We start from the raw sequence: 13,783 nt of genomic DNA, 5'->3' as shown, positions 1-13,783 counted from the left end.
TTGATCTCAATTGTTCACACATTGTGTGTTCACAGGTGATCTATTGTGGGAGCGAGCCTGCTCGCGAAGGGAACGACTCGGTCTTGAGACTTACTTCTCAGGCATCGGCATCGGAAACGGCATCACATTGCCGACCGCACCGCGGGCTTCACTGATTTTCGGGGTACCCAGGCGCTCGACTTCATCGATGCGCACGATCGAGTGCATCGGCACGAAGCTGCGCACAACGCCTTCGAACTGCGCCTTGAGCTTCTCTTCGCTCGGATCGACGACCACTTGCGTGCGCTCGCCAAAGACGAACTCTTCCACTTCCAGAAAGCCCCACAGATCGCTCTGATAGATCTGCTTGGCGTACATTTCGAACACCTGGCCCTGGTTGAGGAAAATCACCTTGTAGATTGGAGCTTCACGTTTGGTCATGGTGGGTGAGTAACACATCGGGGATAAAAAAGAGGGCGCGAACTATAGCATAGCCACCGGACGCGCAGCGGTAGGAACCTGGGAACATGTTCCCTATAATGCGCGGTTCTTCGAATCACGTGATGACCCTTTTCCATGGCCAAGAAGCTTTATATCGAAACCCACGGTTGCCAGATGAACGAGTACGACAGCTCGCGCATGGTGGATCTGCTGGGCGAACACCAGGCCCTGGAAGTCACCGCTCGGGCTGAAGACGCCGACGTGATCCTGCTCAACACCTGCTCGATCCGCGAACGCGCCCAGGATCGCGTCTACTCGCAGCTCGGCCGCTGGCGCGAACTGAAACTGGCCAATCCGGACATGGTGATTGCCGTTGGCGGTTGCGTGGCCAGCCAGGAAGGCGCCGCCATCCGCGATCGCGCGCCCTATGTCGACGTGGTGTTCGGCCCGCAAACCCTGCACCGCCTGCCGGAAATGATCGACGCCGCGCGCATCAGCAAGCTGCCGCAAGTCGACGTCTCGTTCCCGGAAATCGAAAAGTTCGACCACTTGCCCGAGCCGCGCATCGACGGCCCGAGTGCTTACGTATCGGTAATGGAAGGCTGCAGCAAGTACTGCACCTTCTGCGTGGTGCCCTACACCCGGGGCGAAGAAGTCAGCCGCCCGTTCGACGACGTGATCGCCGAGATCATTCACCTGGCCGAAAACGGCGTGCGTGAAGTGACGCTGCTGGGGCAGAACGTCAACGGTTATCGCGGCACGACCCATGACGGTCGTCTGGCTGATCTGGCCGAATTGATCCGGGTGGTTGCCGCGGTCGATGGCATCGACCGTATCCGCTATACCACCTCGCACCCCCTGGAGTTCTCCGACAGTCTGATCCAGGCCCATGCCGAAGTACCGGAGCTGGTGAAACACCTGCATTTGCCGGTGCAATCGGGTTCGGACCGGATCCTGGCCGCGATGAAGCGCAACCACACCGCACTTGAGTACAAATCCAAACTGCGCAAGCTGCGGGCCGCCGTGCCAGGCATTTGCATCAGCTCGGACTTTATCGTCGGTTTCCCCGGCGAGACCGAAAAAGACTTCGAACAGACCATGAAGCTGATCCAGGACGTCGGTTTCGACTTCTCCTACTCGTTCGTCTACAGCCAGCGTCCCGGCACACCGGCCGCCGATCTGCCCGATGACACACCGGAAGCGCTGAAAAAAGAGCGCTTGAATGCCCTGCAACATCGGTTGAACCAGCAGGGTTTCGAAATCAGCCGACAAATGGTCGGTTCGATCCAGCGCATCCTGGTCACCGATTATTCGAAAAAAGATCCTGGCGAGCTGCAAGGCCGCACCGAAAATAACCGTATCGTCAACTTCCGCTGCGACAATCCGACCTTGATCGGCCAGTTCGCCGATGTGTACATCGACGCGGCCCAGCCGCATTCGCTGCGGGGTTCGCTGATCCAGTAACACCGCATTCCCCTGTGGGAGCGAGCCTGCTCGCGAATACGGTTTGACATTCAACTTATGATTCGACTGTCAGGCCGCTTTCGCGAGCAGGCTCGCTCCCACAAGGAATGATGTTTGGCGCCGGGAAATTTAAGAGCTTTCGCACCCACGCCACTGGCGTTATCCTTGATTTCATCACTATTGCCCCAGGGCGGCTAAATACGACCTTGAACGCACCCATAGAACCACATCGTTTCATCCTCGAGCCTTTTGAGGCTCGTCGCTTCGCCAATCTGTGCGGGCAATTCGACGAGCATCTGCGCTTGATCGAACAGCGCCTGACCATCGAGATCCGCAACCGCGGAAACCAGTTCGAACTGATCGGCGAGCGCAAACACACCACCTCCGCGGAAAACCTTCTGCGCCGCCTGTACCGGGAAACCAAGGGTACCGAGCTGTCGCCGGACATGGTTCACCTGTTCCTGCAGGAGTCCGCCGTCGAAGAGTTGGACAACCACTCGCCCGCCGACGCCGCCGTCGCCCTGCGCACCAAAAAAGGCATGATTCGCCCTCGCGGCGTGAATCAGCAGCGTTACGTGAAGGAAATCCTCGGTAACGACATCAACTTCGGCATAGGCCCGGCCGGTACCGGCAAGACCTATCTGGCCGTTGCCTGCGCGGTGGATGCCCTGGAGCGCGAGCAGATCCGCCGCATCCTGCTGGTTCGCCCGGCGGTCGAAGCCGGCGAAAAACTCGGCTTCCTGCCTGGCGATCTGTCCCAGAAGATCGACCCGTACCTGCGCCCGCTCTATGACGCACTCTACGAAATGCTCGGCTTCGAACACGTCGCCAAGCTGATCGAACGCCAGGTCATCGAAGTCGCGCCGCTGGCCTACATGCGTGGCCGTACGCTGAACAACAGCTTCATCATCCTCGACGAAAGCCAGAACACCACCGTCGAGCAAATGAAAATGTTCCTGACCCGGATCGGCTTCGGCTCCACGGCCGTCATCACCGGTGATATCACCCAGGTCGACCTGCCACGCGGCACCAAATCCGGGCTGCATCACGTAATCGAAGTGTTGAAGGACGTGCCGGGCATCAGCTTCACCCACTTCCAGCCCAAGGACGTCGTGCGGCATCCGCTGGTACAGCGCATCGTCGAAGCCTATGAGCGCTTTGAAAATCGTGTGGCTGATGAAGCATCGAAGGATAACCGCCGCGATGCTTGAGCTTGACCTGCAAATCGCGACCCAAGCCCCCGCCCCCAGCGAAGCCGATTTCCGCCAGTGGTGCGAACTGGCCCTGCGCCAGCGCACTGCCGACTCCGAAATGACCATTCGCCTGGTCGACGAAGCCGAAGGCCGCGAGCTGAACCACACCTGGCGGCAAAAGGATTACGCAACTAACGTCTTGTCTTTCCCGGCCGATGTGCCGGACGAGTTCCTCGACATCCCGTTGCTGGGCGACCTGGTGATCTGTGTCGCCGTGGTCGAGCGCGAAGCCGCCGAACAGGGCAAGACACTCAAGGCCCACTGGGCGCATCTGGTGATTCACGGCTGCTTGCATCTGCTCGGTTACGACCATATAGATGACGACGAAGCCGAAGAAATGGAAGCACTGGAACGCACATTGCTTGCAGAACTGGGCTATCCCGATCCGTACGCGGACGACGAAACCGAAACATCCCCAACCGTCACAACAAAGGATTCAGAGTAATCGCTATGAGCGAAGATCGATCGAGCAACGGGCAGAAGTCATGGCTGGGTAAGCTCACCCAGGCTTTTGCCCACGAGCCGAAGAACCGCCAGGAGCTGCTGGAACTGCTGCGCGATGCACACCAGAACAAACTGTTGGACAGCGAAGCGCTGGCCATCGTCGAAGGCGCCATCCAGGTAGCTGACCTGCAGGTCCGGGACATCATGGTCCCGCGCTCGCAGATGATCAGCATCAAGGCAACCCAGACACCCCGCGAGTTCCTGCCTGCCGTGGTCGACTCGGCCCACTCCCGCTACCCGGTGATCGGCGAAAGCCATGATGACGTGATGGGCGTGTTGCTGGCCAAGGACTTGCTGCCGCTGATCCTCAAGGAGAACGGCGACCACTTCAACATCAAGGATCTGCTGCGCCCGGCCACCTTCGTGCCGGAGTCCAAGCGCCTGAACGTGCTGCTGCGCGAATTCCGCGCCAACCACAACCACATGGCCATCGTCATCGACGAATACGGCGGCGTGGCAGGCCTGGTGACCATCGAAGACGTACTGGAGCAGATCGTCGGCGACATCGAAGACGAGCACGACGTTGAAGAAGACAGCTACATCAAGCCGCTGCCCAGCGGTGATTTCCTGATCAAGGCCCTGACACCGATCGAGAACTTCAACGAGTTCTTCGACAGCGAATTCTCCGACGACGAGTTCGACACGGTTGGCGGCCTGGTGATGAGTGCGTTCGGGCACTTGCCGAAACGCAACGAAATCACTGAAATCGGCACCTATCGTTTCCGCATCCTGAACGCCGACAGCCGTCGGATTCATTTGCTGCGCCTGACGCCTATTGCTCGGTAAACACTAAGGAAAGAAATGCGCTGGATAACCCGCCCCGGCTGGCCCGGTAACCTGCTGGCCATGGCGGCCGGTGCAATCACCACCCTGGCCCTGGCGCCTTTCGATATCTGGCCGCTGGCAATGCTGGCGGTCGGGCTTTTCTACGCAGGCATGCGTGAACTGAGCCCCCGCCAGGCACTCGGCCGTGGCTGGTGTTTCGGTTTCGGCCTGTTTGGCGCCGGTACCAGCTGGATCTATTACAGCATTCACCATTTCGGTGGCGCCTCCGTGCTGCTGGCCGGGTTCCTGATGCTGATTTTCACTGCGGCAATCGCCTGGTTCTTCGCCTTGCCGGCGTGGATCTGGGCGCGCTGGCTGCGGCGCAACGAGGCGCCCTTGGCCGACGCCCTGGCTTTCGCGGCACTGTGGGTTGGCCAGGAAGCGTTTCGCGGCTGGTTCCTCACCGGCTTCCCGTGGCTCTATTCCGGTTACAGCCAACTCGACGGCCCCCTGGCCGGGCTCGCCCCCGTAGGCGGCATGTGGCTGATTTCCTTCACGCTGGCCCTGACCGCCGCGCTGATCTACAACGGCTTGCGCCTGGCCCGTGGCGGTCGCAAGGCTTTCATCGCGCTGGGCGCCCTGCTGCTGGTCGGCCCATGGGTGGCTGGTATCGCACTCAAACATCATGCCTGGACCAGTCCCGCGGGCGCGCCGCTGAGCGTTGCAGCGATTCAGGGCAACATCGAACAAAACATGAAGTGGGACCCGGCGCAGCTCAATGCACAGTTGGAGCTGTACCGCGACATGAGCTTCACCTCCAAACGCGTCGACCTGCTGATCTGGCCTGAAACCGCGATCCCGGTGCTCAAGGAGTCTGCCCAAGGTTACCTGGACATGATGGGTAAATTCGCGGCGGAGCGGGACTCGGCGATGATTACCGGTGTTCCGATCCGTGAAATCGTCCACCAGGAAAAACGCTACTTCAACGGCATCACAGTGGTCGGCGAAGGCGATGGCACTTACCTCAAGCAGAAACTGGTGCCCTTCGGCGAATACGTTCCACTGCAAGATGTGCTGCGCGGACTGATCGCCTTCTTCGACCTGCCGATGTCGGACTTTGCCCGTGGCCCTGCCGATCAGGCCATGCTGCAAGCCAAGGGCTACCAGATTGCGCCCTTCATCTGTTACGAAGTGGTGTACCCGGAGTTCGCCGCCGGCCTGGCCGCCCAAAGCGATCTGCTGCTGACCATCAGCAACGACACCTGGTTCGGCACGTCCATTGGTCCGCTGCAACACTTGCAGATGGCCCAGATGCGCGCACTTGAGGCCGGTCGCTGGATGATCCGCGCCACCAACAATGGCGTGACCGGCCTGATCAACCCGTTCGGCCAGATCACCGTGCAGATCCCGCAGTTCGAACGCGGCATCCTGTATGGCGAAGTCGTGCCGATGCACAACCTGACGCCTTATCTGCAATGGCGCTCGTGGCCGTTGATCATTGTCTGCGTGTTGTTGTTTGGCTGGGCGCTGGTGGCTAACCGGATGGCCAAAACCGTCTGAAGAACAGTAATTGTGGCGAGGGAGCTTGCTCCCGCTGGGCTGCGAAGCAGCCCTGAAAGCGGCGTATGTGGTACGCCCAGAAAAAGGTCCTCTGCAGGTTTACGGTCGCTGCGCGACCGAACGGGAGCAAGCTCCCTCGCCACATGGTTTAGCGCTATCTCCTCACTTCAGCGATAAAACAGCGAATACCCGACCTGCCCCACCGCCTCATTCATCAATTGCCCGCTCTGCCAGATCGACTTGAACTCCGGCAACCAGCCACCAAACGGCCGAGCGTTATCCACACCTAAAAAGCCCATTGGCGCCGGCACCACCTCAAACCCGGCCTTCTGGAAACTCCAGACCGCTCGCGGCATATGCCAGGCCTGAGTCACAAGCACCACTCGCTTGATTCCTTCGGGCAACAGCACCTGTGCGCTGAACTGCGCGTTCTCCCAGGTCGTACGGCTACGCCCTTCCTGCCAGCGAACAGGCACGCCAAAGTCATCGCGCAATGAATCAGCCATCAATCGGGCTTCGGTCGGTGGCGTGCCGTAATGCAGGCCGCCACTGGTCAGAATCGGCAAACCCGAGGCCTTGGCCAGACGCGCCGCATAGCGTTGGCGCTCAAGACCAACACCGGTCGGCTGATCGTCTCCCCACGCTGGATCGCCCCGCTCGCGCCCCGAGCCCAGAATTACGATCGCATCGGCGTGCTGACTCAGTGTCGCCCACGCCTCGAACGCCAGCGGGGGCTCACGCTCCAGCATTTCGGCGCTCCACTGCACGACAATCGGCAGGCTCATCAACCAGAAGCCACCTAGCCCCAGGGCAAAGCACATGCCGGCGAGCCGCGGTCTTGAGCGACGCAGGCACCAGGCAAGCAAAAGCAGCAGCAACAGGATGCCGGGGGGCAAGAGAAGTTGTTTCACAAAATAACGAAAAGGCATCGAGCATCTCCATGAAGATGCTCGAAGCCTAAGTGGGTTGACGCGATGCGACAATAAATACGGAAGGACTATGCTTCAGAAAATCATGGAGCATGGCTCTGTTGCCCTATTTGCACCGCAGTGACCGGACCTTTACCGCGTCTCTGCCAGGTACTTTATCCTTGAGCCAGATGATCTTGGCCGAACGTGGTGCGTCAAGTTGCTTGACTGCCTCGGACAAGCATCCGTGTGTCTCACGTTCACTACGATCCAGATACGCCTTGACCAGGGCAAATTCTGCGGGGCTCAAGCCGCGCAACTCCAGTTCCAGTGGGCGTTCGTCGCGCAGCCGACCAGCGGTTTTTGCCGCCTCCAGGGCCATGCCCAGACGATCGATCAGTCTTTCGTACAGCTCCGGTTTTGTAGCTTTTTGCTGTGACTCAACCATCCCTCACCTCATTGGAAGATAAGACCTACTCCCCAGTTAGAGCTTAGCTTCCATGCACAAACCGGCTGAGCGCCGCGACCAACGGCCCTCGCAGCCGTTTTCACGAGACGCGCGGCAGTAATCAGGGTTTCCCTCGGTCGAGTGCGGTCATGTATGCTACGGCGCTTCCTGTAACTCCACTTCCAGCTCGCCTGGGCACCGAAACGCCGAATTGGCGCATTCATCGTCCAGCGTTGCATTGAAGAGGATTAGGCCACCCCTATTCAGTTCAAAAGTAGCCATGCACGAACAATATCAGCCCCGTGAAATCGAAGCCGCCGCCCAGTCGTTCTGGGACGAGCAAAAGTCCTTTGAAGTCAGTGAACAGCCAGGCAAGGAGACCTACTACTGCCTGTCGATGTTCCCTTACCCCAGCGGCAAGCTACACATGGGGCACGTGCGCAACTACACCATCGGCGACGTGATCTCCCGCTATCAGCGCATGCAAGGCAAGAACGTCCTGCAACCCATGGGCTGGGACGCCTTCGGCATGCCGGCGGAAAACGCCGCGATGAAGAACAACGTAGCGCCCGCCAAATGGACCTACGAAAACATCGCCTACATGAAAAGCCAGCTGCGCAGCCTGGGCCTGGCGGTGGACTGGTCGCGCGAAGTGACCACCTGCAAGCCGGACTACTACCGCTGGGAACAATGGCTGTTCACCCGCCTGTTCGAAAAAGGCGTGATTTACAAAAAAAGCGGCACCGTGAACTGGGACCCGGTGGACCAGACCGTTCTGGCCAACGAACAGGTGATCGACGGTCGCGGCTGGCGTTCCGGCGCGCTGATCGAAAAGCGCGAAATCCCGATGTACTACTTCAAGATCACCGCCTACGCGGATGAGCTGCTGGAGAGCCTCGATGAACTGACTGGCTGGCCTGAACAGGTCAAGACCATGCAGCGCAACTGGATCGGCAAATCCCGCGGCATGGAAGTGCAGTTCCCGTACAACGTCGACTCCATCGGCGAAACCGGCGCGCTGAAAGTCTTCACCACCCGCCCGGACACCCTGATGGGAGCGACTTACGTCGCCGTGGCCGCCGAACACCACCTGGCCACCCTGGCCGCGCAGAACAATCCTGACCTGCAAGCGTTCATCGCCGAATGCAAGGGCGGCAGCGTCGCAGAAGCCGACGTCGCCACCCAGGAGAAAAAAGGCCTGCCGACCGGCTTGTTCGTCGAGCACCCGCTGACCGGCGAAAAACTGCCGGTATGGGTCGCCAACTACGTGCTGATGCACTACGGCGATGGAGCGGTGATGGCGGTTCCGGCTCACGACGAACGTGATTTCGAGTTCGCCCACAAGTACAACCTGCCGGTCAAATCCGTGGTGCGCACCAGCTCGGGCGACACCAACCCGACCCCATGGCAGGACGCCTACGGCGAGCACGGCACGCTGATCAATTCCGGCGAGTTTGACGGCCTCGATTTCGTCGGCGCCTTCGACGCCATCGAAGTGGCGCTGATCAAGAAAAACCTCGGTGCCTCGCGCACCCAGTTCCGTCTGCGCGACTGGGGAATCAGCCGTCAGCGCTACTGGGGTTGCCCGATCCCGATCATCCACTGCAATAGCTGCGGTGATGTGCCGGTACCGGAAGATCAACTGCCGGTCGTGCTGCCGGAAGACGTCGTACCCGACGGCGCCGGGTCGCCACTGGCACGCATGCCCGAGTTCTACGAATGCAGCTGCCCGAAATGCGGCCAGCCTGCCAAGCGTGAAACCGACACCATGGACACCTTTGTCGAGTCCTCGTGGTACTACGCTCGCTACGCCTCGCCGCACTTTGAAGGTGGCCTGGTTGAGAAATCGGCGGCTGACCACTGGTTGCCGGTGGATCAGTACGTCGGCGGTATCGAACACGCGATTCTTCACCTGCTCTACGCACGCTTCTTCCACAAGCTGATGCGCGACGAAGGCCTGGTGAGTTCCAACGAGCCGTTCAAGAACCTGCTGACCCAGGGCATGGTGATCGCCGAGACCTACTATCGTCGCGAAGCCAATGGTGCCTACACCTGGTTCAACCCGGCTGACGTCGAACTCGAACGCGACAGCAAGGCCAAGGTCATCAGCGCCAAGCTGATCGCAGACGGCCTGCCGGTGGAAATCGGTGGCACCGAGAAGATGGCCAAGTCGAAGAACAACGGCGTCGACCCACAGTCGATGATCGACCAGTTCGGCGCAGACACCTGCCGCCTGTTCATGATGTTCGCCTCGCCACCTGACATGAGCGCTGAATGGTCCGACTCCGGCGTGGAAGGTTCGCACCGCTTCCTCAAGCGCGTCTGGCGCCTGGCTCAAGCGCACGTTACCCAGGGCCTGCCGGGCAAACTGGACGTCGCCGGCCTGAACGACGAGCAAAAAGCCATTCGCCGTTCGATCCACCAGGCCATCAAGCAGGCCAGCCATGACGTCGGCCAGAACCACAAATTCAACACCGCCATCGCCCAGGTGATGACGCTGATGAACGTGCTGGAAAAAGCCCCGCAAGGCACCGAACAGGATCGCGCACTGGTTCAGGAAGGTCTGGAAACCGTGACGCTGCTGCTGGCCCCGATCACCCCGCACATCTGCCATGAGCTGTGGCATCGCCTGGGTCACGCCGACCCGGTGATCGACGCCGGCTGGCCGGTACTGGACGAAAGCGCGCTGGTGCAGGACAGCCTGCAGCTGGTGATTCAGGTCAACGGCAAACTGCGTGGTCACATCGAAATGCCGGCCAGCGCCAGCCGCGAAGAAGTCGAGGCCGCCGCACGCGCCAACGAAAACGTGCTGCGCTTTGTCGACGGTCTGACCATTCGCAAAGTGATCGTGGTGCCCGGGAAACTGGTCAACATCGTCGCCAGCTAATTGGATCAGGCGCCAGGCCAAGCCTGGCGCCGAGTAAAACCTTTCGGGTCGCTTGACCGGCCCACATGGTTTCAAGGGGAGCAACACAATGATCAAACGCAACTTGCTGGTGATGGGCCTTGCGGTCCTGTTGAGCGCCTGCGGTTTCCAGCTGCGCGGCACCGGCACCACCGAACTGGCGATCAAGGAACTGGACCTCAGCGCCCGTAACTCCTATGGCGAAACCGTGACGCAACTGCGCCAGGTGCTCGACAGCAGCGGCGTCAAGGTCTACACCGGCGCACCGTTCAAGCTTGTGCTAACGGATGAGCAGGAAACCCAGCGCATTCTCAGCTATGCAGGTGCAGGTCGTACCGGCGAATACCAACTGAGCACCGTACTCAGCTACAACATCCTCAGCCAGGGCAACCTGTCTCTGATGGCTGACAAGCTGGAAGTGCAGAAAGTCTTCATCCACGACGGCAACAACCTGGTGGGTTCGGACCAGGAAGCCAACGATGCGCGCAAGGACATGCGTCGCGAACTGGTGCAACGCATGATGCTGCGCCTGCAGCAGATCACGCCCACTCAGCTGGAACAGCTGCAACAGACCGCCGAAGCAAAAGCCAAGGCAGAAGCCGCGGCACTGGAAGCGGCGCAGAAGGCTGAAGCGCAAACGCCGCGTCAGTCGCCTATCGAACTGCCGCAGCAGTAAGACTTACGGGGCGTTCAGGCGCCCCGTTCGCCCTCTCTTATGAAACTCGCCCCCGCCCAACTCGCCAAACACCTGCAAGGTGCCCTCGCGCCGGTCTACGTCATCAGTGGCGATGATCCATTGCTGTGTCAGGAAGCCGCCGACGCCATCCGCGCCGCTGCCCGCCAGCAGGGCTTCGACGAACGCCAGGTCTTTGCCGCCGACGCCAGTTTCGACTGGGGCACATTGCTGCAGGCCGGGGCCAGCATGTCGTTGTTCGCCGAGAAGCGTCTGCTGGAGCTGCGTCTGCCCTCCGGCAAACCCGGTGACAAAGGCGCCGCCGCGCTCATCGAGTACTGTTCGCGACCGGCCGAAGACACGGTGCTCCTGATCAGCCTGCCGAAGCTCGATGGCAGCGCGCAGAAGACCAAGTGGGGCAAGGCGCTGGTCGAGGGACAGCAGACCCAGTTCGTGCAGATCTGGCCGGTGGACGTCAGCCAGTTGCCGAGCTGGATCCGTCAGCGCTTGTCCCAGGCCGGACTCTCGGCCACCCAGGACGCCGTCGAGCTGATCGCTGCAAGGGTCGAGGGCAACCTGCTGGCCGCCGCCCAGGAAATCGAAAAGCTCAAGCTGATGGCCGAAGAGGGTCAAATCACCATCGAAACCGTGCAGGCTGCGGTGGCCGACAGTGCGCGCTTCGATGTCTTCGGGCTGACCGATGCGATTCTCAACGGTGAAGCCGCCCATGCCCTGCGCATGCTTGAAGGGTTGCGGGGTGAAGGTGTCGAACCCCCGGTGATTCTCTGGGCCCTGGCCCGGGAGCTGCGCTTGCTGGCCAATATTTCCCTGCAATACAGTCAGGGCACACCGCTGGACAAAGCCTTCAGCCAGGCCCGGCCGCCCGTCTGGGACAAGCGCAAACCGCTGATGAGCAAAGCCCTGCAGCGCTATTCGGCGCAACGCTGGGCACAGCTGCTGCTCGAAGCACAGCGCATAGACGCGCAGATCAAAGGCCAGGCGGCAGGGTCGCCGTGGATGAGCTTGAGTCGGTTGACGTTGTTGATGGCGGGCCAGCGGTTGACCTTACCTGCCGAGTAAGGCTTTTTGTGGCGAGGGAGCTCGCTCCCGCTGGGTTGCGAAGCGACCCCAGTCCACACATCGCGCTTCTTCAGAAAAGCCTCGTTTGCCCATTTGCGACTGCTGCGCAGCCGAGCGGGAGCAAGCTCCCTCGCCACAGGGACTAGACAGAAGCCTCGCTTGAGACGATGATTTGTCCCGCAAAATCCACTCACTTGCGAGAGCCCATCATGAGCAAAAAGCCATCCAGGCATGGCCCCAACAAGGCCAAATCCATTATCGCCCAGCCTCTGTTCCGCAGCCGTCAGGAACGAGCCGGCAAGGGCAAAGGCAGCTACCGCCGCGAAGCCTTCCAGTCTAATAGCTGGGAGGCTTCTTACTTTCTGGCGGCCTGAAAGGCAAGCATCCGCTCAACATGTTAAGGTCTGCACCTGATCCGTTTTCCCTGGACCCGTGCATGCCCCTTTGTCTTTCCCGTCGTTGGCACCTGCGCCAATTGATTGCTGCCTCCAGCCTCATTTTGCTCGTCGCCTGTGCGGAAAAACCGACCGCCGCCGACGCACAACCGCTTCAGACCCTTCCTGTCGCCACTGCCCCGGCGATCATGGCACCTGTGGTGCCAAGCGGTGAAAACCTCGACATCCAGCCGACCCAGACCTTCGCCGAATGGCAGGCCGGTTTCCGCAGGGACGCCCTGGCCGCCGGTATCCGTGCCGATCTGTTTGATCGAGCCTTCGCCAATGTCAGCGTCGACCCCAGCGTGATTCGTGCCGACCGCAGCCAACCGGAATTCACCCGGCCGGTTTGGGAATACCTCGACGGCGCCCTGTCGCCGCTGCGGGTACGCAGAGGTCAGGCGCTGGTCAGCGAGAACGCCGCCATCCTGCAAAGCATCGAACAGCGCTACGGCGTTGACCGTGAGGCCCTCGTCGCCGTATGGGGCATGGAAAGTAATTTCGGCCAGTTCCAGGGCAGCAAGTCAGTGATCAACTCGCTGGCCACCCTGGCCTACGAAGGCCGGCGCCCGGGTTTCGCCCACGCGCAATTGATCGCCGCACTGCAGATTCTGCAACAGGGTGATATCGAACCCGAGAAAATGCTCGGTTCCTGGGCAGGCGCCATGGGCCAGACCCAGTTCATCCCGACCACCTACAACACCCACGCCGTGGACTTCGATGGCGATGGCCGTCGCGATATCTGGGGCAGCTCCACCGATGCCCTGGCCTCGACTGCGCACTACCTGCAAAGCTCCGGTTGGCAGAAAGGCCAGCCGTGGGGCTTTGAAGTGCAATTGCCGGGCGGTTTCAACTATGTGCTGGCCGATGGCGCCATCCGCAAGACTGTCGCCGAATGGCGGCAACTGGGTGTCACGCTGCCCAATGGCGGCCAGGTTCCAGCAGGTTCCGAGCACTTGTCCGCGGCATTGTTGCTGCCGGCCGGTTATCGCGGCCCGGCATTCCTGGTGCTCGATAACTTCCGGGCGATCCTCAAGTACAACAACTCGTCGTCCTACGCACTGGCGGTGGGCCTGTTGTCCGAACGTTTCCATGGCGCGGGCCTGATCAGCGGCATGTGGCCCAAGGATGATTTACCGCTCAGCCGCACCGAGCGGATCGAGCTGCAAAATCTGCTGAGCGCCCAAAATTACGACGCGGGCGCCGCGGACGGGATTATCGGCGCCAATACCCGCAAGGCGATCCGCAGCGCGCAGCAGTCGTTTGGCTGGCCGGCGGATGGTTATCCGACGCACAAGTTGCTCGAAGGCCTTCGAAACCGCTAAAAGCATTCGCGAGCAGGCTCGCCCCCACAGGGCTCACGCGATAC

At 60.6% G+C, this 13,783-nt stretch carries 13 protein-coding genes; 10 read left to right on the top strand and 3 right to left on the bottom strand.

The window, feature by feature from the left end:
* Positions 1 to 90: 90 nt before the first annotated feature.
* The gene (locus ACW9HW_RS24680; RefSeq protein WP_003185742.1) at positions 91 to 420 is read right to left on the bottom strand and encodes a DUF1820 family protein; all 330 of its coding nucleotides are present in this window, start codon (positions 418 to 420) and stop codon (positions 91 to 93) included.
* Between the two features lie 135 nt (positions 421 to 555).
* On the opposite strand from ACW9HW_RS24680, the gene miaB reads away from it, so the two are divergent.
* From miaB to lnt, 5 genes are all read left to right on the top strand, one after another.
* Positions 556 to 1,884, top strand: a complete 1,329-nt coding sequence (gene miaB / locus ACW9HW_RS24675; RefSeq protein WP_457401996.1) for a tRNA (N6-isopentenyl adenosine(37)-C2)-methylthiotransferase MiaB — start codon at positions 556 to 558, stop codon at positions 1,882 to 1,884.
* Between the two features lie 206 nt (positions 1,885 to 2,090).
* Positions 2,091 to 3,095: a PhoH family protein gene (locus ACW9HW_RS24670; RefSeq protein WP_095197265.1), complete on the top strand. Its 1,005-nt coding sequence runs from the start codon at positions 2,091 to 2,093 to the stop codon at positions 3,093 to 3,095.
* Entirely contained in the window at positions 3,088 to 3,582 is a 495-nt protein-coding gene (ybeY, locus tag ACW9HW_RS24665) for an rRNA maturation RNase YbeY (protein ID WP_457401995.1), read from the top strand. The genes ACW9HW_RS24670 and ybeY overlap by 8 nt, the downstream gene beginning before the upstream one ends.
* 5 nt (positions 3,583 to 3,587) lie before the next feature.
* Positions 3,588 to 4,427: an HlyC/CorC family transporter gene (locus ACW9HW_RS24660; protein ID WP_095197255.1), complete on the top strand. Its 840-nt coding sequence runs from the start codon at positions 3,588 to 3,590 to the stop codon at positions 4,425 to 4,427.
* A gap of 15 nt (positions 4,428 to 4,442) precedes the next feature.
* Entirely contained in the window at positions 4,443 to 5,966 is a 1,524-nt protein-coding gene (lnt, locus tag ACW9HW_RS24655) for an apolipoprotein N-acyltransferase (RefSeq protein ID WP_457401994.1), read from the top strand.
* Positions 5,967 to 6,133: 167 nt separating this feature from the next.
* On the opposite strand, the gene ACW9HW_RS24650 is transcribed toward lnt, so the two are convergent.
* Both ACW9HW_RS24650 and ACW9HW_RS24645 read right to left on the bottom strand, forming a co-directional pair.
* On the bottom strand, positions 6,134 to 6,895 hold the full coding sequence (locus ACW9HW_RS24650; protein WP_457401993.1) for a YdcF family protein: 762 nt from the start codon (positions 6,893 to 6,895) through the stop codon (positions 6,134 to 6,136).
* Positions 6,896 to 7,001: 106 nt separating this feature from the next.
* On the bottom strand, positions 7,002 to 7,322 hold the full coding sequence (locus tag ACW9HW_RS24645; RefSeq protein ID WP_095197252.1) for a hypothetical protein: 321 nt from the start codon (positions 7,320 to 7,322) through the stop codon (positions 7,002 to 7,004).
* Positions 7,323 to 7,602: 280 nt separating this feature from the next.
* Here ACW9HW_RS24645 and leuS point away from each other — a divergent pair, with 280 nt between their 5' ends.
* The 5 genes from leuS to ACW9HW_RS24620 all read left to right on the top strand — a co-directional run bounded on the left by leuS (position 7,603) and on the right by ACW9HW_RS24620 (position 13,739).
* Positions 7,603 to 10,209: a leucine--tRNA ligase gene (gene leuS / locus ACW9HW_RS24640; protein ID WP_457401992.1), complete on the top strand. Its 2,607-nt coding sequence runs from the start codon at positions 7,603 to 7,605 to the stop codon at positions 10,207 to 10,209.
* An 88-nt stretch (positions 10,210 to 10,297) separates the two neighbouring features.
* Positions 10,298 to 10,903, top strand: coding sequence for an LPS-assembly lipoprotein LptE (locus tag ACW9HW_RS24635; RefSeq protein ID WP_095197250.1), 606 nt, complete (start codon positions 10,298 to 10,300; stop codon positions 10,901 to 10,903).
* Between the two features lie 39 nt (positions 10,904 to 10,942).
* On the top strand, positions 10,943 to 11,980 hold the full coding sequence (holA, locus tag ACW9HW_RS24630) for a DNA polymerase III subunit delta (RefSeq protein WP_457401991.1): 1,038 nt from the start codon (positions 10,943 to 10,945) through the stop codon (positions 11,978 to 11,980).
* Positions 11,981 to 12,189: 209 nt separating this feature from the next.
* Complete coding sequence (gene arfA / locus ACW9HW_RS24625) at positions 12,190 to 12,354, top strand: alternative ribosome rescue factor ArfA (protein ID WP_065908951.1); 165 nt, start codon at positions 12,190 to 12,192, stop codon at positions 12,352 to 12,354.
* 62 nt (positions 12,355 to 12,416) lie between these two features.
* Complete coding sequence (locus tag ACW9HW_RS24620; protein ID WP_095197248.1) at positions 12,417 to 13,739, top strand: lytic murein transglycosylase; 1,323 nt, start codon at positions 12,417 to 12,419, stop codon at positions 13,737 to 13,739.
* Positions 13,740 to 13,783 lie beyond the last annotated feature (44 nt).

It is taken from the genome of Pseudomonas sp. SDO5532_S415 (assembly GCF_054071155.1).
Note: the sequence above shows the minus strand (reverse complement) of the source record. Positions and strands in the feature narration are given on the sequence as shown.

Coding starts and splice junctions, on each gene's coding strand:
- miaB (WP_457401996.1), top strand. CDS start 556: ATGGCCAAGAAGCTTTATATCGAAACCCACGGTTGCCAGATGAACGAG.
- ACW9HW_RS24620 (WP_095197248.1), top strand. CDS start 12,417: ATGCCCCTTTGTCTTTCCCGTCGTTGGCACCTGCGCCAATTGATTGCT.
- arfA (WP_065908951.1), top strand. CDS start 12,190: ATGAGCAAAAAGCCATCCAGGCATGGCCCCAACAAGGCCAAATCCATT.
- ybeY (WP_457401995.1), top strand. CDS start 3,088: ATGCTTGAGCTTGACCTGCAAATCGCGACCCAAGCCCCCGCCCCCAGC.
- leuS (WP_457401992.1), top strand. CDS start 7,603: ATGCACGAACAATATCAGCCCCGTGAAATCGAAGCCGCCGCCCAGTCG.
- ACW9HW_RS24635 (WP_095197250.1), top strand. CDS start 10,298: ATGATCAAACGCAACTTGCTGGTGATGGGCCTTGCGGTCCTGTTGAGC.
- lnt (WP_457401994.1), top strand. CDS start 4,443: ATGCGCTGGATAACCCGCCCCGGCTGGCCCGGTAACCTGCTGGCCATG.
- ACW9HW_RS24645 (WP_095197252.1), bottom strand. CDS start 7,322: ATGGTTGAGTCACAGCAAAAAGCTACAAAACCGGAGCTGTACGAAAGA.
- holA (WP_457401991.1), top strand. CDS start 10,943: ATGAAACTCGCCCCCGCCCAACTCGCCAAACACCTGCAAGGTGCCCTC.
- ACW9HW_RS24650 (WP_457401993.1), bottom strand. CDS start 6,895: ATGCCTTTTCGTTATTTTGTGAAACAACTTCTCTTGCCCCCCGGCATC.
- ACW9HW_RS24680 (WP_003185742.1), bottom strand. CDS start 420: ATGACCAAACGTGAAGCTCCAATCTACAAGGTGATTTTCCTCAACCAG.
- ACW9HW_RS24660 (WP_095197255.1), top strand. CDS start 3,588: ATGAGCGAAGATCGATCGAGCAACGGGCAGAAGTCATGGCTGGGTAAG.